At 68.9% G+C, this 26,838-nt stretch carries 24 protein-coding genes; 17 read left to right on the forward strand and 7 right to left on the reverse strand.

Annotation, left to right across the window (positions count from 1 at the left end; translation table 11 throughout):
* Window positions 1-4 precede the first annotated feature (4 nt).
* A complete protein-coding gene (locus tag ABD708_RS07130; protein WP_344752723.1) occupies window positions 5-466 on the reverse strand; it encodes a MarR family winged helix-turn-helix transcriptional regulator in 462 nt (153 codons plus the stop codon).
* Window positions 467-560: 94 nt separating this feature from the next.
* Between ABD708_RS07130 and ABD708_RS07135 the strand changes: the two genes are divergently transcribed.
* The 11 genes from ABD708_RS07135 (at window position 561) to ABD708_RS07185 (ending at window position 12,545) form a co-directional block, all read left to right on the forward strand.
* Window positions 561-1,034 (forward strand): nitroreductase/quinone reductase family protein, encoded by a 474-nt coding sequence (locus ABD708_RS07135; protein ID WP_344752725.1) that lies wholly within the window; start codon window positions 561-563, stop codon window positions 1,032-1,034.
* Between the two features lie 126 nt (window positions 1,035-1,160).
* Window positions 1,161-4,052, forward strand: a complete 2,892-nt coding sequence (gene uvrA / locus ABD708_RS07140) for an excinuclease ABC subunit UvrA (RefSeq protein ID WP_344753383.1) — start codon at window positions 1,161-1,163, stop codon at window positions 4,050-4,052.
* Window positions 4,053-4,054: 2 nt separating this feature from the next.
* Window positions 4,055-6,049, forward strand: coding sequence for an excinuclease ABC subunit UvrC (gene uvrC / locus ABD708_RS07145; RefSeq protein ID WP_425553254.1), 1,995 nt, complete (start codon window positions 4,055-4,057; stop codon window positions 6,047-6,049).
* Between the two features lie 9 nt (window positions 6,050-6,058).
* On the forward strand, window positions 6,059-6,937 hold the full coding sequence (gene rapZ / locus ABD708_RS07150) for an RNase adapter RapZ (protein ID WP_344752727.1): 879 nt from the start codon (window positions 6,059-6,061) through the stop codon (window positions 6,935-6,937).
* Window positions 6,938-6,960: 23 nt separating this feature from the next.
* Complete coding sequence (gene whiA, locus ABD708_RS07155; protein ID WP_344752729.1) at window positions 6,961-7,938, forward strand: DNA-binding protein WhiA; 978 nt, start codon at window positions 6,961-6,963, stop codon at window positions 7,936-7,938.
* Window positions 7,939-8,000: 62 nt separating this feature from the next.
* Window positions 8,001-8,624, forward strand: a complete 624-nt coding sequence (locus ABD708_RS07160; protein ID WP_344752731.1) for a superoxide dismutase — start codon at window positions 8,001-8,003, stop codon at window positions 8,622-8,624.
* Window positions 8,625-8,725: 101 nt separating this feature from the next.
* A complete protein-coding gene (gap, locus tag ABD708_RS07165; RefSeq protein WP_344752733.1) occupies window positions 8,726-9,730 on the forward strand; it encodes a type I glyceraldehyde-3-phosphate dehydrogenase in 1,005 nt (334 codons plus the stop codon).
* Window positions 9,731-9,758: 28 nt separating this feature from the next.
* The gene (locus ABD708_RS07170; protein ID WP_344752735.1) at window positions 9,759-10,982 is read left to right on the forward strand and encodes a phosphoglycerate kinase; all 1,224 of its coding nucleotides are present in this window, start codon (window positions 9,759-9,761) and stop codon (window positions 10,980-10,982) included.
* Window positions 10,979-11,773 (forward strand): triose-phosphate isomerase, encoded by a 795-nt coding sequence (gene tpiA, locus ABD708_RS07175; RefSeq protein WP_344752737.1) that lies wholly within the window; start codon window positions 10,979-10,981, stop codon window positions 11,771-11,773. Before ABD708_RS07170 ends, tpiA begins: the two co-directional genes overlap by 4 nt.
* 112 nt (window positions 11,774-11,885) lie before the next feature.
* Window positions 11,886-12,131: a preprotein translocase subunit SecG gene (gene secG / locus ABD708_RS07180; protein WP_344752739.1), complete on the forward strand. Its 246-nt coding sequence runs from the start codon at window positions 11,886-11,888 to the stop codon at window positions 12,129-12,131.
* A gap of 51 nt (window positions 12,132-12,182) precedes the next feature.
* Window positions 12,183-12,545, forward strand: a complete 363-nt coding sequence (locus tag ABD708_RS07185) for an RNA polymerase-binding protein RbpA (protein ID WP_344752741.1) — start codon at window positions 12,183-12,185, stop codon at window positions 12,543-12,545.
* A 76-nt stretch (window positions 12,546-12,621) separates the two neighbouring features.
* Here ABD708_RS07185 and pgl read toward each other — a convergent pair whose 3' ends face one another.
* The 6 genes from pgl to tkt are packed head-to-tail and all read right to left on the reverse strand — an operon-like array spanning window position 12,622 to window position 20,746.
* Window positions 12,622-13,392 carry a 6-phosphogluconolactonase gene (gene pgl / locus ABD708_RS07190; RefSeq protein ID WP_344752743.1) on the reverse strand — a complete coding sequence of 257 codons (771 nt, stop codon included), beginning with the start codon at window positions 13,390-13,392 and terminating at the stop codon, window positions 12,622-12,624.
* 28 nt (window positions 13,393-13,420) lie between these two features.
* A complete protein-coding gene (locus ABD708_RS07195; RefSeq protein ID WP_344752745.1) occupies window positions 13,421-14,365 on the reverse strand; it encodes a glucose-6-phosphate dehydrogenase assembly protein OpcA in 945 nt (314 codons plus the stop codon).
* Window positions 14,362-15,903, reverse strand: coding sequence for a glucose-6-phosphate dehydrogenase (gene zwf, locus ABD708_RS07200; RefSeq protein WP_344752747.1), 1,542 nt, complete (start codon window positions 15,901-15,903; stop codon window positions 14,362-14,364). Before zwf ends, ABD708_RS07195 begins: the two co-directional genes overlap by 4 nt.
* 9 nt (window positions 15,904-15,912) lie before the next feature.
* Window positions 15,913-17,517, reverse strand: coding sequence for a glucose-6-phosphate isomerase (locus ABD708_RS07205; RefSeq protein WP_344752749.1), 1,605 nt, complete (start codon window positions 17,515-17,517; stop codon window positions 15,913-15,915).
* A complete protein-coding gene (gene tal, locus ABD708_RS07210) occupies window positions 17,514-18,632 on the reverse strand; it encodes a transaldolase (RefSeq protein ID WP_344752751.1) in 1,119 nt (372 codons plus the stop codon). The genes ABD708_RS07205 and tal overlap by 4 nt, the downstream gene beginning before the upstream one ends.
* Window positions 18,633-18,643: 11 nt before the next feature.
* A complete protein-coding gene (gene tkt / locus ABD708_RS07215; protein WP_344752753.1) occupies window positions 18,644-20,746 on the reverse strand; it encodes a transketolase in 2,103 nt (700 codons plus the stop codon).
* Window positions 20,747-21,073: 327 nt separating this feature from the next.
* Here tkt and ABD708_RS07220 point away from each other — a divergent pair, with 327 nt between their 5' ends.
* The 6 genes from ABD708_RS07220 (at window position 21,074) to sufC (ending at window position 26,838) form a co-directional block, all read left to right on the forward strand.
* Window positions 21,074-22,012 carry a heme o synthase gene (locus ABD708_RS07220; RefSeq protein ID WP_344752755.1) on the forward strand — a complete coding sequence of 313 codons (939 nt, stop codon included), beginning with the start codon at window positions 21,074-21,076 and terminating at the stop codon, window positions 22,010-22,012.
* Between the two features lie 11 nt (window positions 22,013-22,023).
* On the forward strand, window positions 22,024-23,016 hold the full coding sequence (locus ABD708_RS07225) for a COX15/CtaA family protein (protein WP_344752757.1): 993 nt from the start codon (window positions 22,024-22,026) through the stop codon (window positions 23,014-23,016).
* Between the two features lie 144 nt (window positions 23,017-23,160).
* The gene (sufB, locus tag ABD708_RS07230) at window positions 23,161-24,579 is read left to right on the forward strand and encodes a Fe-S cluster assembly protein SufB (RefSeq protein WP_344752759.1); all 1,419 of its coding nucleotides are present in this window, start codon (window positions 23,161-23,163) and stop codon (window positions 24,577-24,579) included.
* 2 nt (window positions 24,580-24,581) lie between these two features.
* Window positions 24,582-25,745, forward strand: coding sequence for a Fe-S cluster assembly protein SufD (gene sufD / locus ABD708_RS07235; protein ID WP_344752761.1), 1,164 nt, complete (start codon window positions 24,582-24,584; stop codon window positions 25,743-25,745).
* Window positions 25,745-26,074: a non-heme iron oxygenase ferredoxin subunit gene (locus ABD708_RS07240; protein ID WP_344752763.1), complete on the forward strand. Its 330-nt coding sequence runs from the start codon at window positions 25,745-25,747 to the stop codon at window positions 26,072-26,074. The genes sufD and ABD708_RS07240 overlap by 1 nt, the downstream gene beginning before the upstream one ends.
* On the forward strand, window positions 26,074-26,838 hold the full coding sequence (gene sufC, locus ABD708_RS07245) for a Fe-S cluster assembly ATPase SufC (protein ID WP_344752765.1): 765 nt from the start codon (window positions 26,074-26,076) through the stop codon (window positions 26,836-26,838). Before ABD708_RS07240 ends, sufC begins: the two co-directional genes overlap by 1 nt.

The following is a 26,838-nucleotide window of genomic DNA, read 5'->3' on the forward strand; positions in this document are numbered from 1 at the left end:
AGGGTCACTTCTCGCGCGTCAGGATTCGGGTCAGCAGTTCGGTGAACTGGCGTTGCTCATCCGCATCAAGCGGTGCCAGCAGGGTCAGCTGCACACCCTCGATGACGTGATCGAGCTCACGCAGCATCCGTTCGCCGCTCGCGGTGATCGTCACGATGTTCCTCCGCTTGTGCGCAGGGTCGACCCGGCGCGTCACGAACTCGCGTGCCTCGAGCTCAACCAACGCGGCCGTCATGTCGCTCGGGTCGATGCCGGTGTCGCGACCCAGGGCCGCCTGACTCTCGGCGCCCCATTGCTCGAGCGCCGAGAGGATGCGGTAGTGGAACGGCCGCAGACCGGTGCCGCTCGCCTCGAACGCCGAGACGAGCAGCCCGAGCGAAGTGGCGTGCGCACGACCGACGAGCCAGGACGGGCGCTTCTTCACCCGATCGGGCGTGCGGTCGTTCGCATGGGAAGGCAGAGGCACGGTTCAGGTGTATCACTGTCCGCGACGCCGAGAGCGTACTATATTGGCACAACCAATATTGGGGCGACCAATATCAGACGAGCGGATGCCGGAGATGACCGACAGGACGATCGAACCGCACGGAGCCCGCGCCCTTCCCGGCCAGCGGGCGATGAATGTGCTGATGCGCGGCGTGCTGGCGGCGCCCGGGCTCGCGCACCTGGCGGGTAAGCGCCTCCTGGTGCTCTACGTGATCGGGCGCAAGTCGGGCAAGGAATACCGGATCCCGGTCGCCTACGAGCGCGAAGGCGGGGAGCTGCTGATCGGCACCTCCGCACGCTGGGCGCGGAATCTTCGCACGGGCGACATCGTGACCATGCGGTTCCTCGGCAAGCTGGTCAAGATGCGGGTGTCGATGGACGTCACCGAGCGAGCCGCCACCGCCGACTATGCGCTCATCGCGAGCAAGAATCCGGCCTTCGCGAAGTTCAACCGGCTGACGGTCACCGACGGCGTCGTGAGCGCAGACGATCTGCGTGCCGCCTGGGCGGCCGGCGCACGCGGAATCCGGCTGGCACCGCTGCGCTGAGTGTCGCTGCCCCGAGCGCCGCTGCCCCGAGCGGCGCTGCTGCCGGGCCGCGCCCAGCGCAATGTCGGTGGTCGAATCTAGACTCGACGGGTGACGTCCCCCACCTCTTCCGCAGCGTTCGGGCACGTGCATCCGGTCGACTCGCGCGCCAAGCTCAGCGTGCGCGGCGCCCGCGTGCACAACCTGCACAACGTCGACCTCGAGATCCCGCGCGACGCCCTCGTCGTCTTCACCGGCCTGTCCGGCTCAGGCAAGTCGTCGCTCGCCTTCGACACGATCTTCGCCGAGGGCCAGCGCCGCTACGTCGAGTCGCTGTCTGCCTACGCGCGCCAGTTCCTCGGCCAAGTCGACCGGCCCGACGTCGACTTCATCGAGGGGCTGAGCCCTGCCGTCTCGATCGACCAGAAGTCGACCAACCGCAACCCGCGCTCGACGGTCGGCACCATCACCGAGATCTACGACTACATGCGCCTGCTGTGGGCGCGCATCGGCGTCGCGCACTGCCCCGTGTGCGGCGAGAAGATCCAGCGGCAGACCGTGCAGCAGATCGCCGACCAGCTGATGGAGCTCGACGAGCGCACCCGCTACCAGGTTCTCGCGCCCGTCGTGAAGCAGAAGAAGGGCGAGTTCGTCGACCTCTTCAAGGAGCTCGCGGCGAAGGGCTTCGCCCGCGTTCTCGTCGACGGCGAGCAGCACGCGCTCACCGAGCCGCCGACCCTGAAGAAGTCCTACAAGCACGATATCTCCGTCATCGTCGACCGCCTGGTCGCCGGCCCCGAGATCCTCGGCCGCCTCACCGACTCGATCGAGACGGCGCTCGGCCTCACCGACGGCCTCGTCGATGTGAACTTCGTCGACGAACCCGCCGACTCGCCCGACGCGTGGGTGACCTTCAGCGAGAAGCTGGCCTGCCCGAACGGCCACCCGATCCAGCTGACCGAGATCGAGCCGCGCACCTTCTCGTTCAACGCGCCCTTCGGCGCCTGCCCCGAGTGCTCCGGCCTCGGCGTGCGCATGGCCGTCGACGACGAGCTGCTACTCGGCGACCCCGAGCTGAGCCTCGCCGAGGGCGTCATCATCCCGTGGACCAGCCAGGGCAAGAGCCTCTACCAGTACTACGAGAAGCTGCTCGCCGGCCTCGCCAATGATCTCGGCTTCGACCTCGACACCCCGTGGAACCAGCTGCCCGAGCGCGTCCGCAGCGCCGTCATGCATGGCGAGAACTTCGAGGTGAAGGTCCGCTGGCGCAACCGCTTCGGGCGCGAGATGAGCTACACGAGCGGCTTCGAGGGCGTCGTGCCCTACATCGAGCGACAGTACGCACAGGCTGAGACCGACACGCAGCGCCAGCGCTGGGCCGAGTTCCTGCGCGAGGTTCCCTGCCCCGTCTGCGACGGCAAGCGCCTCAAGCCCGAGGTGCTCGCCGTGCTCGTGCACGAGCACTCCATCGCCGACGTGGCTGAGCTCAGCCTCACCGACTCGCGCGAGTTCATGAACAGGCTCCAGCTCACCGATCGCGAGGCCACGATCGCCGCGCAGGTGCTGCGCGAGATCAAGCTGCGACTCGACTTCCTGATCCAGGTCGGGCTCGGCTACCTCAACATGGCACGCGCCGCCGGCACCCTGTCGGGCGGTGAGGCGCAGCGCATCCGCCTCGCGACCCAGATCGGCTCGGGCCTCACCGGCGTGCTGTACGTGCTCGACGAGCCGTCGATCGGGCTGCACCAGCGTGACAACCGCCGCCTCATCGACACCCTCGTCGCGCTGCGCGACCTCGGCAACACGCTGATCGTCGTCGAGCATGACGAAGACACCATCCGCACCGCCGACTGGGTCGTCGACATCGGCCCCGGCGCCGGCGTCAACGGCGGGAAGGTCGTGCACTCGGGCACCTATGACGAGCTCGTCGACAATCGCGACTCGCTCACCGGCGACTACCTGGCTGGGCGCAAGTCGATCGCGATCCCCCCGAAGCGCCGCAAGATCGACAAGAAGCGCATGCTCCAGGTGGTCGGCGCCAACGCCAACAACCTGAAGGACCTGACCGTCGAGTTCCCGCTCGGCGTCTTCACGGCGGTGACGGGCGTGAGCGGCTCCGGCAAATCGACGCTCGTCAACGACATCCTCTACCGGGTGCTCGCGCAGCGCCTCAACGGGGCCCGCAAGGTCGCCGCCAAGCACACCCGGGTCACCGGCGTCGACAACCTCGACAAGGTCGTGCACGTCGACCAGGCGCCGATCGGCCGCACCCCGCGCTCGAACCCGGCGACCTACACGGGCGTGTTCGACAAGATCCGCACCCTGTTCAGTGAGACGGTCGAGGCGAAGTCGCGCGGCTACCAGCCGGGCCGGTTCAGCTTCAACGTCAAGGGCGGCCGCTGCGAGAACTGCCAGGGCGACGGCACGATCAAGATCGAGATGAACTTCCTGCCCGACGTCTACGTCGACTGCGAGGTGTGCCACGGCGCGCGCTACAACCGCGACACCCTGCAGGTGCACTACAAGGGCAAGAACATCGCCGAGGTGCTCGACATGCCGATCGCCGAGGCGGCCGAGTTCTTCGAGCCGATCAGCTCGATCCACCGCTTCCTCAAGACCTTGGTCGACGTCGGCCTCGGCTACGTGCGCCTCGGCCAGTCCGCGACGACGCTCTCCGGCGGCGAGGCGCAGCGCGTCAAGCTCGCGACCGAGCTGCAGCGCCGCACCAACGGCCGCAGCGTGTACGTCCTCGACGAGCCGACCACCGGACTGCACTTCGAGGACGTGCGGAAGCTCCTGCTCGTCTTGAGCAGCCTCGTCGACAAGGGCAACACGGTCATCGTCATCGAGCACAACCTCGACGTCATCAAGAGCGCCGACCACATCATCGACCTCGGCCCTGAGGGCGGCGCGGGCGGCGGCCAGGTGATCGCGACGGGCACTCCCGAGCAGGTCGCCCGGGTCGAGGCGAGCCACACCGGGTACTTCCTGCGCGAGATCCTCGGGCTCGACGTGACGCAGGCGAAGGCCTCCGCCTGACCGTGTCGCCGAGCGCAGAAGAGACACGGGCGCGGGGCATCACCAACGGCCGCGCGCCGTCGCAGACCGTGCCCTACAAGCCCAAGACCGGCGAGATCCCCACCGCGCCAGGCGTCTACCGCTTCCGCGACGCCGGCCGGCGGGTGCTCTACGTCGGCAAGGCGAAGAATCTGCGCGCCCGCCTCTCGAACTACTTCCAGCCGCTGCGCAATCTGCACGAGCGCACCCGCCGCATGGTCACGACCGCGGCGAGCGTCGAGTGGACCGTGGTCGGCAACGAGTTCGAGGCGCTGCAGCTCGAATACACCTGGATCAAGGAGTACAACCCGCCGTTCAACGTCGTCTTCAAGGACGACAAGAGCTACCCCTACCTCGCCGTCACCCTGGGCGAGAACGTGCCCCGCGCGCTCGTCACCCGCAACCGCAAAGACAAGACGAGCCGCTACTTCGGCCCGTACACGAAGGTCTGGGCGATCCGCGAGACGCTCGACCTGATGCTCAAGGCGTTCCCGATGCGCTCCTGCTCCGACGGCGTCTTCCGCCGCGCCGAGCAGACCGGCCGGCCCTGCCTGCTGGCCGACATCGGCAAATGCGCGGCGCCGTGCGTCGGCCGCGTCACGGTCGAAGAGCACCGCGAGCTCGCGAACGAGTTCGTCGACTTCATGTCCGGCAGCGACCAGCGCTACCTGCGCACGCTGACGAAGGAGATGACGGATGCCTCGGCCGAGCTGAACTTCGAGGCGGCGGCCCGCTACCGCGACCGCATCCAGGCGCTCACCGCCGTGATGGAGAAGACGGCCGTCGTGCTCTCCGACAACGTCGACGCCGACGTGTTCGGCATCGCGCACGACGAGCTCGCGGCGGCGGTGCAGCAGTTCATCGTGCGCGGTGGCCGCATCCGCGGGACCCGCAGCTGGGTGGTCGACAAAGAGCTCGACCTCGAGCTCGCCGACCTCGTCGAGACGGTGCTGCAGAACGCCTACGACGGCGATTTCGCGCCACCTCGCGAGGTCATCGTGCCCGAAGTGCCCGACGACAGCGCCGTGCTCGAGCAGTGGCTCACCGCCCGCCGCACCGCGTTCGACGGCGCGAGCCGCGGGGGAGCGGTCGTCCTGCGCACTGCTCAGCGCGGCGACAAAGCGCAGCTCGCGCAGACCGCCGAGCTCAACGCCAAGGGCGCCCTCACGCTCTACAAGACGCGCCGCAGCGCTGACTTCACCGCGCGCTCGCAGGCCCTGAACGACATCCAGGACGCGCTGGGCATGACGGATGCCCCGCTGCGCATCGAGTGCTACGACGTCTCACACCTCTCGGGCACGAACGTCGTCGCATCGATGGTCGTCATGGAGGACGGGCTGCCCCGCAAAGACCAGTACCGCCGCTTCTCGATCCCCGAGACGACCGACGACACCGACTCGATCTACCAGGTGCTCACACGCCGCCTCGCCTACCTTAAGGAGGAAGCCGCGACCCCGGTCGCGGAGCGGGATGACGAGACCGGCGAGACCCGCCGCAAGAAGTTCGCCTACGCGCCGCAACTCCTGCTCGTCGACGGCGGCCAGCCGCAGGTGAACGCGGCGAAGCGCGCCCTCGACGAGTCGGGAGTGCGGGGCATCCAGCTCGCCGGCATCGCGAAGCGCCTCGAAGAGGTCTGGCTGCCCGACTCCGACTTCCCGGTGATCCTGCCGCGCAACTCCGACGCGCTGTTCCTCATCCAGCGCATCCGCGATGAGGCGCACCGCTTCGCGATCACCTACCAGCGGGCGACCCGCAAGCGCGACATCTCGACCGTGCTCGGCACGGTGCCCGGCCTCGGTCCGGCCCGGGTGAAAGAGCTGCTGGGGCACTTCGGCTCGGTGAAGCGCCTCCGCGAGGCATCCGTCGAGGCCATCGCCGAAGCCCGCGGAATCGGGCCCGCGCTCGCGCAGGCGGTCTACGGCACCCTGCACGACGCCCCCGACACCCCTGACGCCCCGGAGGCGCCCGACGGCGAATAGGGTGGAGGGGTGACGGCCACGCCACCACCGCAGCAGGAAGTCCTGATCGTCACCGGCATGTCCGGCGCCGGCCGATCGACCGTGGCGAAAGCCCTCGAGGACCTCGACTGGTTCGTCGTCGACAACCTGCCGCCGCAGATGCTGCGCCCCCTGCTCGACCTCGCGGGCCGCACCGAGCAGGACACCCCGCGCATCGCGGCCGTGCTCGACGTGCGCGGCCGCGACTTCTTCACCGAGCTGCAGGACCTGCTGCCGTCGCTGCGCGACAATGTGCGCCTGTCCGTCCTGTTCCTGGACGCATCGGATGCCGCGCTGGTGCGCCGCTTCGAGTCGGTGCGCCGACCGCACCCCCTGCAGGGCAATGGCACGATCCTCGACGGCATCATGGAGGAGCGCACGCGGGTGAAGCAGCTGCGCGAGTTCGCCGACCAGGTGATCGACACCTCCGAGCTGAACGTGCACCAGCTCACGAACCGCATCCACGACGCGTACAAGACCGAGACGACCCCCGGTGTGCAGGTCACGATGACGAGCTTCGGCTTCAAGTACGGGCTGCCGAGCGACGCCGACATGATCGCCGACGTGCGTTTCCTGCCGAACCCGTTCTGGGTGCCCGAGCTGCGCGCGCTGAGCGGCATCGACGAGGCGGTGCGCGACTACGTCTTCGCCCAGGACGGCGCCGCGGAGTTCGTCGATCTGTGGAGCCGGATGCTCGAGGTGGCGCTCGCGGGCTACCAGCGCGAGAACAAGCGGCACGCCCTGATCGCGATAGGCTGTACCGGCGGCAAGCACCGCTCCGTCGCGATCGTCGAGGAGCTGGCGCGGCGGGCGTCTGACCTGCCCGGTGTCGCCGTCAACGTCAAGCATCGTGACCTTGGCCGCGAGTGACGCGGCAGATTGGACGTAACTCAGTGGCACTGACCGCGGACGTGAAGGACGAGCTTCTCTCGGTCGAAGCGGGCAAGACCACGGTGCGTGCGGCTGAGCTCGCGACGATCCTCCGTCTCGCGGGCGGTCTGCACATGATCTCGGGCCGCATCGCCATCGAGAGCGAGCTCGACAGTCCGCAGCTCGCGCGGCATGTGGCCCGCGCCCTGGCCGAGCTGTACGGGGTGCGGTCAGAAGGCGCCGCCATCAAGGCATCCGGCACGCGCCGCACCGACCAGTTCGTCGTGCGCGTCGTGGAGGGCGGCGAGACGCTCGCCCGCCAGACGGGTCTGCTCGACGCTCGCCGCCGGCCCATCCGCGGGCTGCCCAACAAGCTCACCACCGGCGCCCGCGACGAGCTCGCCGCCGTGTGGCGTGGCGCCTTTCTCGCGGCCGGCTCCCTCACAGACCCCGGCCGCTCTGCGGCACTCGAGATCACGACACCCGGCAACGAGACCGCGATGGCGCTCGTCGGCGCCGCGGGCCGCCTCGGCATCGCCGCGAAGGCGCGCGAGGTGCGCGGTGTGCACCGCGTCGTCATCCGCGACGGCGAGGCGATCAGCGGGATGCTGTCGCTGATGGGCGCCGCAGGCACCGTGCGCAGCTGGGAGGAGCTGCGCCAGCGCCGCGAGGTGCGCGCGACCGCGAACCGCCTGGTGAACTTCGATGACGCGAACCTGCGCCGCAGTGCGCAGGCCGCCGTCGCCGCGTGCGCGCGGGTCGAACGGGCCCTCGAGATCCTCGGTCCCGACCTGCCCGAGCACCTCAGGTACGCGGGCGAGCTGCGTCTCGCGCACCGTGACGCGAGCCTCGACGAGCTCGGCCACCACGCCGACCCGCCGATGACGAAGGACGCGGTCGCCGGCCGCATCCGCCGCCTGCTCGCGATGGCCGACAAGAAGGCGGCCGACCTGGGTATCCCCGGCACTGAGGCGAACCTTCCGCCCGAGCTCGAGGACTGACCGCGGGCCCCTCGCCTCACTAGAGTTGAGAACGTCTGCAGAAGATACGAGGAGAAGAGTGAATGGCTGACTACACGCTCGCTGAGCTGCCCTACGACTACTCGGCACTCGAGCCGAACATCTCGGGCCGCATCATGGAGCTGCATCACGACAAGCACCACAAGACCTACGTCGACGGCGCCAACACCGCGCTGGCGAAGCTGGCCGAAGCACGCGACGCGGGCGACCTCACCTACGTCAACAAGCTCCAGAAGGACCTGGCCTTCAACCTGGCCGGACACGTGAACCACACCGTGTTCTGGAACAACCTCTCGCCGGACGGCGGGGACAAGCCCGAGGGCGAGCTCGCCGCGGCGGTCGACGAGTTCTTCGGCTCGTTCGACAAGTTCCAGGCGCACTTCACCGCCTCCGCCCTCGGCATCCAGGGCTCCGGCTGGTCGATCCTCGCGTGGGACTCGCTCGGGCAGAAGCTCATCATCGAGCAGCTCTACGACCACCAGGGCAATCTGGCCGCCGCGACTGTCCCGCTGCTGCTGCTCGACATGTGGGAGCACGCGTTCTACCTCGACTACGTCAACGTCAAGGCCGACTACGTCAAGGCGTTCTGGAACATCGCGAACTGGGCCGATGTCGCCGCCCGCTTCGAGAAGGCACGCACCACCACCTCCGGCCTGCTGCTTCCGTAGGAACCTCCGGCGCCCGGCACACGATGCCGGGCGCCGGTTCTACAGCACCCCACCCTCACCAGCCGGCATCCGCCCGGCACTGTACACAACTGGAGAACCCCGTGTCCGTAAAGATCGGAATCAACGGCTTCGGCCGCATCGGTCGCAACTTCTTCCGCGCTGCGCTCGAGAAGGGCACCGAGCTCGACATCGTCGCCGTCAACGACCTCACCGATGCCAAGACCCTCGCGCACCTGCTCAAGTACGACTCGATCCTGGGCACGCTGAAGCAGGACGTCTCGGTCGACGGCGACAGCATCGTCGTCGATGGCCACCACATCAAGGTGCTCGCCGACCGCGACCCCGCGAACCTGCCCTGGGGCGAGCTCGGCGTCGAGATCGTGATCGAGTCGACCGGATTCTTCACCGACGGCGAGAAGGCGAAGGCCCACCTCGCGGCCGGCGCCAAGAAGGTCATCATCTCGGCCCCCGCCAGCAACGAGGACGGCACCTTCGTCATCGGCGTCAACGAGCACCTCTACGACCCCGAGAACCACCACATCATCTCGAACGCCTCCTGCACGACGAACTGCCTCGCGCCGCTCGCCAAGGTGTTCAACGACAAGTTCGGCATCGAGCGCGGCCTCATGACCACGATCCACGCCTACACCGCCGACCAGAACCTGCAGGACGGCCCCCACAAGGACCTGCGCCGCGCCCGCGCCGCCGGCCTGTCGATCATCCCGACCTCGACCGGCGCCGCGAAGGCCATCGGCCTGGTCCTGCCCGAGCTCAAGGGCAAGCTCGACGGCTTCGCGCTGCGTGTGCCGACCCCCACCGGCTCGATCACCGACCTCACGGTCACGACGAAGACCCCGGTCACCGTCGACGAGATCAAGGCCGCCTACAAGGAGGCCGCGGAGGGCCCGCTCAAGGGCGTCCTCGAGTACACCGAGGACCCGATCGTCTCGCGCGACATCGTCGGCAACCCGCACTCGTCGATCTTCGACGCGGGCCTCGTGAAGGTCATCGGCGACCAGGTGAAGCTGTCGTCCTGGTACGACAACGAGTGGGGCTACTCGCGCCGCCTCGTCGACCTGGCCGACCTCGTGGCCGAGAAGCTCTAAGCGGCGATCGAGAGGTAGAGGAAGAGCAGTGGCGCTTCGCACCCTGGAATCACTGGGCTCGCTCGCAGGCAAGACGGTCGTGGTGCGCCTCGACCTGAACGTGCCTCTGAAGGACGGCGTCATCACCGATGACGGCCGCGTGCGCGCGTCCCTGCCCACCCTCAACGCGCTGCTGTCGCAGGGCGCCCGTGTCGTGGCGATCAGCCACCTCGGGCGCCCCGACGGCGCACCCGACCCGAAGTACTCGCTCGCGCCCGTCGCGACGCGGCTCTCGGAGCTGCTCGGCAGGCCCGTCGCGTTCGCGAGCGACACGGTGGGCACGGATGCCGAGGCGAAGGTCGCCGCCCTCGCCGACGGTGACATCGCGGTGCTCGAGAACCTGCGCTTCAACCCGGAGGAGACGAGCAAGGACGCCAGCGAGCGCGCCGCGTTCGCCGCCAAGCTCGCCGCCTTCGGCGACGCCTTCGTGTCGGACGGCTTCGGCGTGGTGCACCGCAAGCAGGCATCCGTCTACGAGCTCGCTCAGGCCCTGCCGAGCGCAGCCGGCCTGCTGATCGCGACCGAGCTGGACGTGCTGGACCGCCTCACCGAGAACCCCGAGCGGCCCTACACCGTCGTGCTCGGCGGCTCGAAGGTCAGCGACAAGCTCGGCGTCATCGGCCACCTCCTGCCGCGCGTCGACGCGCTCGCGATCGGCGGCGGCATGCTGTTCACCTTCCTCGCCGCGCAGGGCCACAAGGTCGGCTCGAGTCTGCTCGAGACCGACCAGATCGACACCGTGAAGGGCTACCTCGCCAAGGCCGAGGAGCTCGGCGTCGAGATCCTGCTGCCCACCGACGTCGTGGTCGCCTCGAAGTTCGGCGCTGATGCGGAGCACGAGGTGCGCGCCGCCGACGACATCGAGGGCTCGCCATGGGGCTCGACGGGTCTCGGCCTCGACATCGGCCCCGAGACGGCGGCGACCTTCGCCGCGAAGATCACCTCGGCGAAGACCGTGTTCTGGAACGGCCCCATGGGCGTCTTCGAGCTCGCGCCGTTCGCGGCGGGCACGAAGGCCGTGGCGCAGGCGCTCACCGAGGTCGACGGGCTCGCCGTCGTGGGCGGCGGCGACTCGGCCGCCGCGGTGCGCGCCCTCGGCTTCGAGGACTCGCAGTTCGGGCACATCTCCACCGGCGGCGGCGCGAGCCTCGAGTTCCTCGAGGGCAAGAAGCTGCCGGGACTCGAGGCCCTCGGCTGGGAGGCCGCGCAGTGACCGACCAGACCGGCCGCACCCCGCTCATCGCGGGCAACTGGAAGATGAACTTCGACCACCTGCAGGCGATCGCGTTCGTGCAGAAGCTCGCGTGGACCCTGAAGGACGCGCACCACGACTACGACGACGTCGAGGTCGCGGTGTTCCCGCCGTTCACCGACCTGCGCAGCGTGCAGACGCTCGTGCAGGCCGACAAGCTCGAGCTGAAGTACGGCGGGCAGGACGTCTCGACGCACATGTCGGGCGCGTTCACCGGCGAGATCTCGGCGAGCTTCCTGAAGCAGCTCGACTGCGACTACGTCATCGTGGGCCACTCGGAGCGGCGCTACCGCCACGTCGAGTCCGACGAGACCATCGCCGCCAAGGCGAAGGCCGCGCGCGACGGCGGACTCGTTCCGCTGATCTGCGTCGGCGAGACCGCGAAGGACCTCGAGCGGCACGAGCCGAGTGCCGTTCCCGCGAACCAGCTGCGCGGCGCGCTCATCGACTTCAAGCCGGGCGACGACTTCGTCGTCGCGTACGAGCCCGTGTGGGCGATCGGCGCGGGCTCGCCTGCGACGCCCGAGCAGGCCCAGAATGTGGCATCCGTTCTCCGCACGGTCGTGCGGCAGGCCGTGGGGGAGGAGACGGCGGCGAAGACCCGCATCCTCTACGGCGGCTCGGTGAAGTCCGACAACATCGTGGGCTTCATGAAGAGCCCGGATGTCGACGGCGTGCTCGTCGGCGGCGCGAGCCTCGACGTCGACGAGTTCGCGGCGATCGTGCGCTACAAGAAGCACGCGACCTACTGAGCCGGCGAACACAGCCCGATCCACAGACGCGGCGGCGAACGGCGCTCGCTTATACTGGCAGACGGTGCCGCGCCCCGGGCGCGCACCGATCCGCGACGAAAGGTCCCACACCGTGCAAATCCTCCAGGTCGTCCTGCAGGTGCTCCTCGGCATCACCAGCCTGCTGCTGACCCTCCTGATCCTGCTGCACAAGGGGCGCGGCGGCGGCCTCTCCGACATGTTCGGCGGCGGCATGACCTCGAACCTCGGCGCCTCCGGCGTCGCGGAGCGGAACCTCAACCGCATCACCGTGATCCTCGGCCTCGTCTGGGTGATCTGCATCGTGGTGCTCGGTCTGATCACCCGCTTCACGTCGTAAGCCCCGCACCCTTACGACGCGCACGCACACGAAGAACATCTAGGAGGAGCAATGGTTTCCGGAGGCAGCGCCATCCGCGGTTCCCGCGTCGGAGCGGGTCCGATGGGCGAGCAGGACCACGGCCACCACGCCGACCGCATCGCCATCTCGTATTGGGACGCGCTCGGCAACGAGACCGTCCGCTACTTCGCGGCGAACCTGCCCGACGAGGAGATCCCCGAGACGATCGACTGCCCGTCGTCGGGTCTGCCCGCGGGGCGCGATCGCGAGAACCCGCCGGCCCTCGCCAAGAACGAGCCGTACAAGACGCACCTTGCCTACGTGAAGGAGCGGCGCACCGAGGAAGAGGCCGAGGCGCTTCTGCAGGAGGCGCTCGACAAGCTCCGCGCCCGCCGCGGCACGGTCGCCAGCTAGGCAGTCCAGCCACGAAGAAAGCCCTCGCCTCGGCGGGGGCTCTTTTCGTAGCTCGCTCTACGAGGCGACGACCGGCTCAGTAGCTCTCGGCGATGAGTTCCTCGGGAACTTCGGCCGCGGCATCCTGATCGACGAAGAAGACCGTGCGGCGACGCCCCTTCGCTCCAGCGGCAGGCACCTCGAAGTACGACGCGCCGGCGAGGGCCAAGCCGAGGGCAGACGCCTTGTCGGCACCGGCCAGCACGAGCCAGACCCGCTCTGACGAGTTGATGACGGGCCGCGTCAGCGACAGCCGCAGGGGCGGCGGCTTCGGTGAGTTCTCGACCGAGATGACGGGCACATCGGTGACCCGGATGCCGGCCAGGTTCGGGAACAGCGAGGCGATGTGGCCGTCGGGTCCGACACCGAGGAAGGTGATGTCGAAGCGCGGCCATTGACCGCCGTCGGGGGAGAAGCGGGCGAGCTCGGCCGTGTAGGCCGCCACGCCCTCCTCAAGAGAGCCGACCTCGTCGCTCGCCGCGAACGCATGCACGTTCGAGGCAGGAACCGCGATGTGGTCGAGCAGCGCCTCGCGCGCCTGCAGCTCGTTGCGATCGCGATCGCCGCTGGGCACGAAGCGCTCGTCGCCCCACCAGAAGTGCACCTTCGACCAGTCGACGCTGTCGCGCGACGGCGACTCGTTCACCGCGGCGAGCGAGCCGATGCCGATGGTGCCGCCTGTCAGCACGATGTGCGCGTCGCCGTGCTCGGCGACGATGTCGCCCACCTTGGTGAGGAAACGAGCCGCGACCGAAGCGGCGAGTGCTTGTTTGTTCGGGTGGACAAGCACCCGCCGTTCGTTCGTCATAGTTCTCTCAGACTAGGCCAGGAGCTCCTCAGTGCCCCAGCAGGGCGATGCCCTTGGTGATGACCTGCCCGTACAGCTCGTCGGGGTCGAGCCTGCGCAGCTCCTCGGCGAGGCAGTCGCGCAGGTTGCGGCGCGGCAGTGCCAGGTCGTGGGTCGGCTGATTCGGCTGCTTGAGCGTCGCGATGCCGGGCACGTCGCGCTCGAGGTCGATGTCACCCGACGCACGCGTGAGGCGCACACCGTGGATGCCGCTCGAGCCGTTCGCCCGGGTCGTGATGTCCTTGTTCACCGGGGCGTCGAGCGCCATGCGCAGCCATGCCGCGAGCAGGTACGTCGACGGCGAGTCCTCCGCGCCGGTGACGTGCACCGCCGTGACCGGCTCGAACGGCGCCTGGTCGAGCGCCGCGGCGAGCTGTGCGCGCCACAGGGTCAGGCGCGTCCAGGCGAAGTCGGTGTCGCCGGGGGCGTAGGTGACCGAGTTGTGGCGGATCGCGGCCGCGGGGTCGGGCTGCGTCGAGGCATCCGTGATCCTCCGCGTGGCGATGCGGCCGAGCGGAGAGTCGGACACCTTGATCGGCGCCTTGCGCGGCCACCAGGCGACCACCGGGGCGTCCGGCAGCAGCAGGGCCGTGACGAGGCCCTCCTCGTCGTCCGCCACGTCGCCGTAGGCGCGCAGGATGATGACCTCGGAGGCGCCGGCGTCGGCCCCGACGCGGATCTGCGCGTCGAGCCGGTGGCCCACCGCGGCGATCGCCGGGTCCTCGTCGTCGGCCTTGGCGATCACGATGACGCGCATCGGGTGCTCGCGCGAGGCGTCGTTCGCGGCCTCGATGGCCTCTTCCTCCTCGCCCATCGCGGTCGAGATGACCAGCGTGAGCACGCGGCCGAGGGTGACGACGCCGCCCTCGTCGCGGATCTTCACGAGGGTCTTCGCGACGCCGTTGGTGGTGGTGTCGGAAAGGTCGACGATCACGGACGCCTCCAAACTCGGCCGTCGCGGGCCATCATGTCGTCTGCGGACTTGGGGCCCCATGAGCCGGGCTTGTACTGCTCCGGCTGGCCCTGAGTGGCCCAGAACTCCTCGATCGGGTCGAGGATCTTCCAGGAGAGCTCGACCTCCTCGTGGCGGGGGAAGAGCGGCGGGTCGCCGAGCAGCACGTCGAGGATGAGCCGCTCGTACGCCTCGGGGCTCGCTTCGGTGAACGAGTGGCCGTAGCCGAAGTCCATCGTGACGTCGCGCACCTGCATGCCCGCGCCGGGCACCTTGGAGCCGAAGCGGATCGTGACGCCCTCATCGGGCTGCACGCGGATCACGAGGGCGTTCTGGCCGAGCGCCTCGGTCTGCGAGCCGTCGAACAGCTGCTGCGGGGCGCGCTTGAACACGACCGCGATCTCGGTGACGCGGCGGCCCAGGCGCTTGCCCGTGCGCAGGTAGAACGGCACACCGGCCCAGCGGCGGGTGCCGATCTCGAGCTTGATGGCCGCGTAGGTCTCGGTCGTCGACTGGGGGTTCATGCCCTCCTCGTCGAGGAATCCGAGCACCTTCTCGCCGCCCTGCCAGCCGCCCGCGTACTGGCCGCGCGCGGTGGCCTGGGACAGGTCTGCGGGCAGGCGGACGGCCGCCAGCACCTTCTCCTTCTCGGCGCGCAGGTCGTGCGCGTCGAAGCTGATCGGCTCCTCCATGGCGGTGAGCGCGAGCAGCTGCAGCAGGTGGTTCTGGATGACGTCGCGGGCCGCACCGATGCCGTCGTAGTAGCCGGCACGGCCGGCCACGCCGATGTCCTCGGCCATCGTGATCTGCACGTGGTCGACGTAGTTGGCGTTCCAGATCGGCTCATACAGCTCGTTGGCGAAGCGCAGCGCGAGGATGTTCTGCACCGTCTCCTTGCCGAGGTAGTGGTCGATGCGGAACACCGAGTCGGCCGGGAAGACCGACTCGACGACCGCGTTCAGCTCGCGCGCCGTCTTGAGGTCGCTGCCGAAGGGCTTCTCGATGACGACGCGGCGCCACTGGCCCTCCTGCGGCTCCGCCAGCTTCGACTTCTTCAGCTGCTCGGTGACGAGCGGGAAGGCCTTCGGCGGGATGGACAGGTAGAACGCGTGGTTCCCGTTGGTGCCGCGCTCCTCGTCGAGGGCGTGGATCGTCTCGGCGAGGCGCTCGAACGCCGCGTCGTCGTCGAACTCGCCAGGGACGAAGCGGATGCCCTGGGCCAGCTGCTGCCACACCTCGTCGTGGAACGGGGTGCGCGCGTTCGCCTTGACGGCGTCGTAGACGACCTTCTCGAAGTCCTGGTCGACCCAGTCGCGCCGGGCGAAGCCGACGAGGGCGAAGCCGGGGGGCAGCAGGCCGCGGTTGGCCAGGTCGTAGACCGCCGGCATCAGCTTCTTGCGGGACAGGTCGCCCGTCACGCCGAAGATGATGAGTCCGGACGGGCCGGCGATGCGGTTGAGCCGCTGATCGTCACGGCTGCGCAGCGGATTGAAATCCTTGGTGATCTCCACCGGTGACATTGAGCTCGCTTACTCCTCGTTGACCGCGCCGAAGAGGCTCGCGATGTTCGCCTCGGGGTCGGTCAGGTTCAGGGTCAGCACCGGGCGGCCGTGCTCGGCGAGCACGGCACCGTCGCCCGCGGCCTGGGCGTTGATCAGCTGGCCGAAGGTGAACGGGCGCTCAGGGATCTGCAGGTCCTGCGGGTGGGCGGACGTGATCTGGAGGAACACGCCGACCGCCGGGCCACCCTTGTGGAACTGGCCCGTGGAGTGCAGGAAGCGCGGGCCCCACCCGAAGGTGACGGGCCGCTTCGCGCGCGCCGCGATCAGGTCGCGGACGCCGGCGAGCTGCGGCAGGGCGAGACGGTCGACGTAGGCCTGCACCGCGACGTAGCCGTCCTCGGGCAGCTGAGCGAGCAGCGCGCCGATGGCGGAGTCGAGATCGGATGCCCCATCGAGGAACCCCTCGGTCGCGCGCACCTCGACACCGGCATCCGTGAACACGGGCGCCGTGGGCTCGGGAGTCGCGTCGAGCAGCGCACGGGCCGCGGCCTTGGCGGCCTCGACGTCGGGCTGGTCGAAGGGGTTGATGCCGAGCAGGCGGCCCGCGACCGCGGTCGCGAACTCCCACAGCACGAGCTGCGAGCCGAGCGAGCCCGAGACGAGGACCTCGCCCTCGTGGCGGTCGCGGCGCAGCAGGTGGAACTCGGTCGCGTCCTCGACGAGGCGGGCGATCTGCAGGTCGGCGAGGTCCAGGTCGAGCTCGGGAGCCTCGGTGCCGAGGACGACGGGCAGGACGCCCTTTCCGAGCTTGCCGGTCGACTCGGCGATCAGCTGCTCTGCCCAGTCGCCGAAGCCGACCAGGGGAGTGCCGTCGCTCACGATGCCGAGCTTGCCCTTCGACGCCATGGCGGCGCCGAGGATGAGGCCGGGGTTCTTCTCATCGTCGACGGCGAGCTCGCGCAGCACGGCCTCGGCCTCGAGCAGGAGCTCCTCGAGGTCGACGCCGGCGAGACCGGACGGCACGAGACCGAACGCGGTGAGCGCCGAGTAGCGGCCGCCGACGTTGGGGTCGGCGTTGAACACCGTGTAGCCGGCCTCGCGGGCGCTCTGATCGAGCGGCGAGCCCGGGTCGGTCACGATGGCGATGCGCTCGGTCGGCTCGATGCCGGCGTCGCGGAACGCCTTCTCGTAGATGCGCTTGTGGCTGTCGGTCTCGAGCGTCGAGCCCGACTTCGACGACACCACGACGGCCGTCGTGGCGAGCCGGTCGTTGATGGCCGCGAGCACCTGGCCGGGGTCGGTCGTGTCGAGGATCGTGAGCTCGACGCCCTCGGTGCCGGTGATCACCTCGGGGGCGAGTGACGAGCCGCCCATGCCGCCCAGCACGATGTGGTCCACACCGGCCGCGCGCAGCTTGTCGCGCAGCGCGTAGATGTCGGCGACGAGCGGGCGCGAGATGTTCACGGCGTCGATCCAGCCGAGGCGCTTGCTCGCCTCCGACTCGGCGTCGGGGCCCCACAGCGTGGGGTCCTGGGCGAAGATGCCCGACGCGACGAGGTCTGTCACGAGCCCGGGAAGGGCGGCCTCGACGGCCTCCTTCACCGCGCCGCTGACGTGGATCTGGACCGTCACTTGGCGGCCTCCAGCGAGGACTCCAGCGCGCCCTGGACGGACTCGACGAGCTCGTTCCACGAGGCGATGAACTTGTCGACGCCCTCGGTCTCCAGCACGGCGACGACGTCCTCGTAGCTGACACCGACCTTGGCGACCTCGTCGAGCACCGCCGCGGCCTCGGCGTACGCGCCGGTGACCGTGTCGCCGGTGACGACCGCGTGGTCGAAGGTGGCCTCGAGGGTCTTCTCGGGCATGGTGTTCACGACGCCCGGGGCGACCAGGCCGGTCACGTAGAGGGTGTCGGGCAGGCTCGGGTCCTTGACGCCGGTCGAGGCCCACAGCGGGCGCTGCAGGTTGCCGCCGGCGGCGAGCAGGCCCTGGGCGCGCTCGGTCGCGAACTCCTGCTCGAAGAGCTGGTAGGCGAGCACCGCGTTGGCGACGCCGGACTTGCTCTTGAGCGCGAGCGCCTCGTCGGTGCCGATGGCGGTCAGGCGCTTGTCGATCTCGGTGTCGACGCGCGAGACGAAGAACGACGCGACCGACTGGATCTTCGAGATGTCGATGCCGGCGGCCTTCGCGGTCTCGAGACCGGTCAGGTAGGCGTTGATGACCTCGCGGTAGCGCTCGAGCGAGAAGATCAGTGTGACGTTGACGCTGATGCCCTTGCCGATGACCGCGGCGATCGCCTCGAGGCCCTCCTTGGTGGCCGGGATCTTGATCAGCGCGTTCTCCTTGCCGACCTTCTTCCACAGCCGCTCGGCCTGGGCGATGGTTCCGGCGGCGTCGTTGGCGAGGTTCGGCTCGACCTCGATCGACACGCGGCCGTCGACGCCGTCCGTCGCGTCGTAGACCGGCTTGAAGATGTCGGCGGCGTCGGCGACGTCGGCCGTGGTCAGCTCGAAGATCGCGTCGGTGGCCGACGCGCCGCCGGCCGCGAGCGCGGCGAGCTTCTCGGTGTAGCCCTCGCCCTTGCCGATGGCGGCGGCGAAGATGGTCGGGTTCGTGGTGACACCCGTGACGTTCTTCTCGTCGATGAGCTTCTGGAGGCCGCCCGAGGTGATGCGGGTGCGCGACAGGTCGTCCAGCCAGATGCTGACGCCGGCTGCCGCGAGTTCTGCGGTGGGAGTAGTCATGTTCTCTTTCCTCACTTGCCGTTCGCGGCCAGGGACTCCTTGGCCGCGGCGATGACGGATTCGGTCGTCATGCCGAACTTCTCGAACAGGGTCTTGTAGTCGGCCGACGCGCCGAAGTGCTCGATCGACACGATGCGGCCCTTGTCGCCGACCCAGGTGTGCCAGGGCAGGGCGATGCCCGCTTCGACGGCCACACGGGCGGTGACGGATGCCGGGAGCACGGATTCCTGGTACTCGGCGCTCTGCTCGGCGAACCACTCCTGGCTCGGCACCGACACGACGCGCGCGTTGATGCCCTCGCCGGCGAGCACCTGGCGTGCCTCGACGGCGATCTGCAGCTCGGAGCCGGTGGCGATCAGGATGATGTCGGGCGTGCCGTTCGGCGCCTCGGCGAGCACGTACGCGCCCTTGCCGACGAACTTCGCCGACGCGAGCGTGTCGCCAGAGGCCTCGCCGTCGCCGCGCTCGAAGACCGGCAGGTTCTGCCGGCTGAGGGCGAGGCCGACGGGGCCGCCGCGGCGCTTGAGGGTCTCGAGCCACGCGTACGCCGTCTCGTTCGCGTCGCCGGGGCGCACGACCGCGAGGTTCGGGATCGCGCGCAGCGCGGCGAGGTGCTCGACCGGCTGGTGCGTGGGCCCGTCCTCGCCGAGGGCGACGGAGTCGTGCGTCCACACGAAGATCGACGGGATGTCCATCAGGGCCGCAAGACGCACAGCCGGGCGCATGTAGTCGGCGAACTGCAGGAAGGTGCCGCCGTAGGAGCGGGTCTTGCCGTGCAGCGTGATGCCGTTCAGGATCGCGCCCATGGCGTGCTCGCGGATGCCGAAGTGGAGGATGCGGCCGTAGGGGTTGCCCTGGCCCCACTCGGGAGTCGTGATGGAGGCGGGCAGGAACGAGCCGCCGCCCTCGATGGTGGTCAGGTTCGACTCGGCGAGGTCGGCCGAGCCGCCCCACAGCTCGGGCAGCTGGGCGGCGAGGGCATTGATCGCCTTGCCGCTCGCGGCGCGGGTCGAGACGTCCTTGCCGGCCTCGAACACCGGCAGTGCGGCCTCGAGCCCCTCGGGCAGCTCGCCCGCCTCGAGGCGGTCGAAGAGCGCCTTGCGCTCGGGGTTCGCGGCGGCCCAGGCGTCGAAGCCCTTCTGCCACTGCGCGCGCTGCTCCTTGCCGCGCTCGAGGGCGCCGCGGGTGTGTGCGAGCACCTCGGGGTCGACGTCGAAGCTCTTCTCAGGGTCGAAGCCGAGCGCCTTCTTGACGCCGGCGACCTCGTCGGCACCGAGCTTGGCGCCGTGCACCTTGCCGGTGCCCTGCTTGGTCGGCGCGGGGTAGCCGATGAGGGTCTTCAGGATGATGATCGACGGCTTGTCGGTGACGGCCTTCGCCGCCTCGATCGCGTCGAACAGCTCCTGGACGTCTTCCTTGTACTCCCCGGTCTTGAACCAGTCGACCGTGCGCACGTCCCAGCCGTAGGCCTCGTAGCGCTTCGCGGTGTCCTCGGACAGCGCGATGTCGGTGTTGTCCTCGATGGAGATGTTGTTCTTGTCGTAGATGACGACGAGGTTGCCCAGCTGCTGGGTGCCGGCGAGCTGGCCGGCCTCGCTGGTGACGCCCTCTTCGATGTCGCCGTCGCCTGCGATGACGTAGACGTGGTGGTCGAACGGCGAGGTGCCCGGAGCGGCCTCGGGGTCGAAGAGGCCGCGCTCATAGCGCTGCGCGAAGGCGAAGCCGACGGCGGAGGCGAGGCCCTGGCCGAGGGGGCCGGTCGTGATCTCGACGCCCTTGGTGTGGCGGTACTCGGGGTGGCCGGGGGTCAGCGAGCCCCAGGTGCGCAGCGCCTCGATGTCGGAGAGCTCGAGGCCCCAGCCGCCGAGGTAGAGCTGGATGTACTGGGTGAGCGAGGAGTGGCCCACGGAGAGGATGAAGCGGTCGGCGCCGATCCACTGGTCGTCGCTCGGGTCCTTCCGCATGACCTTCTGCCACAGCAGGTAGGCCGCGGGGGCCAGGCTCATGGCGGTGCCGGGGTGGCCGTTTCCGACCTTCTCCACAGCGTCGGCCGCGAGGACGCGGACCGTGTCGACCGCCTTGTTGTCAATGGGATCCCATTGCAGAGCTGCCACTGGAACTGACCCTTCACTATTCAGTGCGGCCGGGCCGTCTTGCATACCCGCCGCTTCTTATCGGTTGTGCCGCCACGAACATCATTGGCAACCGCGGCTCTTCGCAGACTTCTCCCAGCCATGAGGTTGGAATGTGGTTTTGTCTGTGTGAAGCCTCGGAAGGCGAGCACCCAACAGCATAGTCGCGCCCGTGCACCCCGAACCACGCTCGGCGAGGTCAACTGTGTCTACTGGCGCGCCGGTCCCCGCCCGGCGCGCACGACGAGGCGCCGTACACGCCGCCGCCTCGTCTAGACTCGACGCGAAACGAAACCCCTTCGAGGAGCCATGGGCATTGCCGTAGAGCGCCGGGCCAGTCCCGATCAGCACAGCGTCGCCGCACCCATCGGGCTGAAGCGCAAGACCCTCGCGTACATCGCGCTGACGAAGCCGCGCGTGATGGAACTGCTGCTGGTCACGACGATCCCTGTGATGATCCTCGCCGCGCACGGGCTGCCGAACCCGTGGCTGATCGTCGCCACCGTCATCGGCGGTGCACTCTCCGCGGGCAGTGCCGCGAGCTTCAACATGTACATCGACCGCGACATCGACGCGGTCATGAAGCGCACCAAGAACCGCCCGCTGGTCACGGGCGAGGTCAGCCCGCGCGAGGCATACGTCTTCTCCTGGGTTCTCGGCATCGCCTCGACGGTCTGGCTCGCGCTCACCACCAACCTGCTCGCCGCCGCGCTCTCGGTCGCCGCGATCCTCTTCTACGTCTTCGTCTATACGCTGTGGCTCAAGCGCCGCACCGCGCAGAACATCATCTGGGGCGGCATCGCCGGCTGCTTCCCGGTGCTCATCGGCTGGTCGGCCGTCACCGCGAGCCTCGACTGGGCCCCGTTCATCCTCTTCGCGGTCGTCTTCCTCTGGACCCCGCCGCACTACTGGCCGCTGTCCATGAAGTACCGCGACGACTACAAGGCCGTCGGCGTCCCGATGCTCGGCGTCGTGCGCGGTCGTGCCCAGGTCGGCCTGCAGGTCATCCTGTACGCGTGGGCGACCGTCGCGTGCTCGCTGCTGCTCATCCCGGTGGCGAACATGGGCTGGCTCTACGCGATCGGCGCGGCAGCCTCCGGCGCGTGGTTCATCTACGAGACGCACCGCCTCTACCACCTGGCGATCAAGCATGAGGACGTCTCGCCCATGCGCGTCTTCCACGGCTCGATCACCTACCTCTCGATCCTGTTCCTCGCGGTCGCCATCGACCCGCTGCTGCACTTCTAGTAGGTACCCGGATGCCTCGACTGCGGACCCCGCTCGGGTGGGCTGCCGACCGCTGGACTCTCTCGCCCCGCGTCCTGCGCTGGGCGACCACCTTCGCGCTCGTCACAGGCGTGCTCATCGTGCTCGGCGGCGGCATCGTGCGCGTCACGGGCTCAGGCCTCGGCTGCCCCACCTGGCCCGAGTGCCAGCCCGGCTCCCTGACGGCGACGCCCGAGCTCGGCATCCACGGCGTCATCGAGTTCGGCAACCGCATGATCACCGGCCTGCTCGAGGTCGCGGTCGCCTGCGTGATCATCGCCGCCCGCCTGCAGAAGCCGCGGGTGCGCAGCATCACGCGGCTCGCCTGGAGCCAGTTCTGGCTGGTCGTCGCGAACGCCGTCGTCGGGGGAGTGAGCGTGCTCGCGAAGCTCAACCCCTACGTGGTCGCGCTGCACTACATCATGGCGATGGCGCTGCTGACGGCGATCGCGCTCACGTGGCATCGCGTGCACGAGCGGCCCGACCGCCCGCGCGAGGTGCGACCCGCAGCCAGGGCGCTCAGCTGGTTGACGGCCGCGGTCACCCTCGTGCTGATCCTGGCGGGCACGCTCGCCACGGGCTCGGGGCCGCACTCCGGTCAGGCGCCCGACGGCTCGCCGGTCGCGCGAATGGCCTTCGACTGGCTCGCCGTGACCTGGGTGCACGGACTGCTCGCGGCGGCGACGCTGGCCTTGGGCATCCTTCTGCTCCTGATCTTGCGTGCGCCGGGCGAGCGGGTGGCGCGCGAGCGCGCCTGGTTCTTCGTCGGCGCGGTCGTCGTGCAGGGTGTGATCGGCGTCGTGCAGGCGGTCGCGGGGCTGCCGGATGCCCTGGTGATCCTGCATGTCGTGGGCGCGGCCCTCGTGTGGGTCGGCGCGGTGCGCGTCGTGCTCGACGTGCAGCCCGGGCTGTTCCCGTCGGTGCACGTCGGGCCATCCTCCGAGGTCACGGCCAGTTCAGCGCAGGCGCGCGCAGCAGTTCGATAGACTTGCGAGGTTCAGGGGTGCGCGAGAGCGCATCCGCCAGCCATCCGCACAATCAGCCGTTGCGACGGACTCGTGACCGTCGCATCCAACGCGACTGAGCCGGTCTGATAACCGGTCACGGGCGGCAGTTAAGCGAGGTAAACAATGTCAGACGTTCTCATCGACCGTCCTGAGCTCGCGGGCCTCGGCCAGTACGAGTTCGGGTGGGCCGACTCGGACACGGCGGGTGCATCCGCACGCCGCGGCCTGTCGAAGGAAGTCGTCAGCGACATCTCCGCTCTGAAGAACGAGCCGGAATGGATGCTGCAGCGCCGTCTGCGCGCTCTCGAGATCTTCGGGAAGAAGCCGATGCCCACCTGGGGCGCGGATCTCTCCGACATCGACTTCGACAACATCAAGTACTTCGTGCGGTCCACCGAGAAACAGGCCCAGTCATGGGAAGACCTGCCAGAGGACATCCGCAACACCTACGAGAAGCTGGGGATTCCTGAGGCCGAGCGCCAGCGCCTCGTCGCCGGCGTCGCCGCCCAGTACGAGTCCGAGGTGGTCTACCACCAGATCCGCGAGGACCTCGAGGCGCAGGGCGTCATCTTCATGGACACCGACACCGCACTGCGCGAGCACCCCGAGTTCTTCGAGGAGTACTTCGGCACCGTCATCCCCGCAGGCGACAACAAGTTCGCCGCGCTGAACACCGCGGTGTGGTCGGGCGGCTCCTTCGTCTACGTGCCGAAGGGCGTGCACGTTGAGATCCCGCTGCAGGCCTACTTCCGCATCAACACCGAGAACATGGGCCAGTTCGAGCGCACGCTGATCATCGCCGACGAGGGCTCGTACGTGCACTACATCGAGGGCTGCACCGCACCGATCTACAAGAGCGACTCGCTGCACTCGGCCGTCGTCGAGATCATCGTGAAGAAGAACGCCCGCGTGCGCTACACGACGATCCAGAACTGGTCGAACAACGTCTACAACCTCGTCACGAAGCGTGCGATCGCACACGAGGGCGCGACCATGGAGTGGATCGACGGCAATATCGGCTCCAAGGTGACGATGAAGTACCCGTCGATCTACCTGATGGGCGAGCACGCCAAGGGCGAGACCCTGTCCGTCGCGTTCGCGGGCCCCGGCCAGCACCAGGACGCCGGCGCGAAGATGATCCACATGGCGCCGTACACGCAGTCGTCGATCGTCTCGAAGTCGATCGCCCGCGGCGGCGGCCGGGCCGGCTACCGCGGCGAGGTGCGCGTCGACCCGAAGGCGCACCACGCGGCCAACACGGTGCGCTGCGACGCGCTGCTGGTCGACACGATCTCGCGGTCGGACACCTACCCGGCGATCGACATCCGCGTCGACGACGTGCAGCTCGGCCACGAGGCCACCGTCTCGAAGGTCTCGGAGGAGCAGCTCTTCTATCTGATGAGCCGCGGCCTTCCCGAGGACGAGGCGATGGCGATGATCGTGCGCGGCTTCATCGAGCCGATCGCCCGCGAGCTGCCCATGGAGTACGCCCTCGAGCTCAACAAGCTCATCGAGATGGGCATGGAAGGATCGGTCGGCTAAGCGTGAGCACGACATACACCGAGACCGAGGTCCCGGCGCTGCCCAGCGTGCCGGTGCAGACCCGTTCAGAGCGCCCCACCTCCGTCGACGTCGCCGACTTCGCGTCGGTGACCGGCCGCGAGGCGCAGTGGAAGTACACGCCCGTCGGCGAGCTCACCGAACTCACCGAAGGCGCGCTCGACGGCAGCAGCTATGACTACACGGTCGCGAACACTCGCGGCATCCGCACGTCCTGGGTCGCCCGCGACCACAAGCTGGTCGGCTCCGCCGGCCTTCCGGAGGATCGCGCCAGTGCCAACGCCTGGACGCACTTCGAGCGCGCGCTGCTCATCGAGCTGTCGGGTGACGAGCCTTTTGAGGCGACGCTCACTAGGGCATCCCTCGGCACCGCCGCGCGCGCCGCGCACACGATCGTCTCCGTCGCGCCGAACACGCACGCGACGCTCGTGCTCGAGAACCGCGGCGACGCCGTGCTCACCGAGAACGTCGAGATCGTGGTCGGCGACGGCGCGAACCTCACGCTCGTGACCGTGCAGGACTGGTCGGATTCCTCGAAGCACGTCGCCGCGCACTTCGCCACGGTCGGGCGCGACGCGAAGCTCAAGCACGTCGTCGTCTCACTCGGCGGCAAGATCGTGCGCCTGAACCCCTCCGCCCGTCTTGCCGGCCCCGGCGCCGACACCGAGCTGCTCGGCGTGTACTTCGCCGACTCCGGCCAGCACCTCGAGCACCAGGTCTACGTGTTCCACGAGGCGGCAAACGGGAAGAGCCGCGTGACCTACAAGGGCGCGCTGCAGGGCGAGGCCGCGCACACCGTGTGGATCGGCGACGTGCTGATCGGTCCGGATGCCACGGGCACCGACTCGTACGAGCAGAACCGCAACCTCGTGCTCACCGAGGGCACGCGCGCCGATTCCGTGCCGAACCTCGAGATCGAGACCGGCGACATCGCGGGCGCGGGCCACGCGAGCGCGACAGGCCGGTTCGACGACGAGCAGCTGTTCTACCTGCAGTCGCGCGGGATCCCCGAGGACGAGGCGCGCCGCCTCGTCGTGCGCGGATTCCTCGTCGAGATCATCCAGCAGATCGGCGTCGCCTCGCTCGAAGAGCGGCTGAACACCGCGATCGAGCAGGAGCTCGCGCTGTCGTCGGGAGCAGCCCGCTGATGGCATCCGTCAAGGTCTGCGCATTCGACGAGCTGGTCGTGAACCAGGCCAAGCGCGTCGTGCTCGACGGAACCGCGATCGCCGTGGTGCGCGACGCTGACGACAACGTCTTCGCGATCGGCGACACCTGCACGCACGGCGACATCTCGCTGGCCGAGGGCTTTGTCGAGGGCGAGACGATCGAGTGCTGGGCGCACGGATCGCAGTTCTCGCTCACCAGCGGAAAGCCGCTCAACCTGCCGGCCTACGAGCCGGTCCCCGTTTTCGAGGTCGAGATCGCCGACGGCGATGTGCTGATCGACCCAGCTGTGAAGAAAGTGAATTCCTAATGTCTGTTCTCGAGATCCGCGACCTGCAGACCACGGTCGAGACCGAGCAGGGCACCAAGCAGATCCTCCGCGGCGTCGACCTCACCGTGAAGTCGGGCGAGATCCACGCCGTGATGGGCCCCAACGGCTCGGGCAAGTCGACCCTCGCGTACACGATCGCGGGACACCCCAAGTACACCGTCACGGGCGGCACCATCACGCTCGATGGCGAGGACGTGCTCGCGATGACCGTCGACGAGCGCGCCCGCGCGGGCCTGTTCCTCGCGATGCAGTACCCCGTCGAGATCCCCGGCGTGACCAACACCAACTTCCTGCGCACCGCGAAGACCGCGATCGACGGCGAGGCGCCCTCGATCCGGCAGTGGTCGAAGGTCGTCAAGGGCGCGATGGAGAAGCTGCGCATGGACCCGTCGTTCGCGGCTCGCAACGTCAACGAGGGCTTCTCGGGCGGCGAGAAGAAGCGCAACGAGATCCTGCAGCTCGAGCTGCTGAAGCCCCGCTTCGCGGTGCTCGACGAGACCGACTCCGGCCTCGACGTGGATGCTCTCAAGATCGTGTCGGAGGGCGTGAACCGCGCGCACCAGGCATCCGATCTCGGCATCCTGCTGATCACGCACTACACGCGCATCCTGCGCTACATCAAGCCGGACTTCGTGCACGTCTTCGTCGCCGGCAAGGTGGCGGAGGAGGGCGGCCCCGACCTCGCCGAGCGCCTCGAGGAAGAGGGCTACGACCGTTATGTCGATGCTCTCAATGTGAGCTGA

It is taken from the genome of Gryllotalpicola koreensis (genome assembly GCF_039538185.1).
In the GTDB taxonomy this organism is placed as follows: Bacteria; Actinomycetota; Actinomycetes; order Actinomycetales; family Microbacteriaceae; genus Gryllotalpicola; species Gryllotalpicola koreensis.

Excerpts from the sequence above, each read along its gene's own strand:
- sufB (WP_344752759.1), top strand. The coding sequence starts at position 23,161 with ATGTCAGACGTTCTCATCGACCGTCCTGAGCTCGCGGGCCTCGGCCAG.
- ABD708_RS07185 (WP_344752741.1), top strand. The coding sequence starts at position 12,183 with ATGGTTTCCGGAGGCAGCGCCATCCGCGGTTCCCGCGTCGGAGCGGGT.
- sufC (WP_344752765.1), top strand. The coding sequence starts at position 26,074 with ATGTCTGTTCTCGAGATCCGCGACCTGCAGACCACGGTCGAGACCGAG.
- ABD708_RS07240 (WP_344752763.1), top strand. The coding sequence starts at position 25,745 with ATGGCATCCGTCAAGGTCTGCGCATTCGACGAGCTGGTCGTGAACCAG.
- pgl (WP_344752743.1), bottom strand. The coding sequence starts at position 13,392 with ATGACGAACGAACGGCGGGTGCTTGTCCACCCGAACAAACAAGCACTC.
- ABD708_RS07160 (WP_344752731.1), top strand. The coding sequence starts at position 8,001 with ATGGCTGACTACACGCTCGCTGAGCTGCCCTACGACTACTCGGCACTC.
- ABD708_RS07220 (WP_344752755.1), top strand. The coding sequence starts at position 21,074 with ATGGGCATTGCCGTAGAGCGCCGGGCCAGTCCCGATCAGCACAGCGTC.
- ABD708_RS07135 (WP_344752725.1), top strand. The coding sequence starts at position 561 with ATGACCGACAGGACGATCGAACCGCACGGAGCCCGCGCCCTTCCCGGC.
- zwf (WP_344752747.1), bottom strand. The coding sequence starts at position 15,903 with ATGTCACCGGTGGAGATCACCAAGGATTTCAATCCGCTGCGCAGCCGT.
- tal (WP_344752751.1), bottom strand. The coding sequence starts at position 18,632 with ATGACTACTCCCACCGCAGAACTCGCGGCAGCCGGCGTCAGCATCTGG.
- ABD708_RS07225 (WP_344752757.1), top strand. The coding sequence starts at position 22,024 with ATGCCTCGACTGCGGACCCCGCTCGGGTGGGCTGCCGACCGCTGGACT.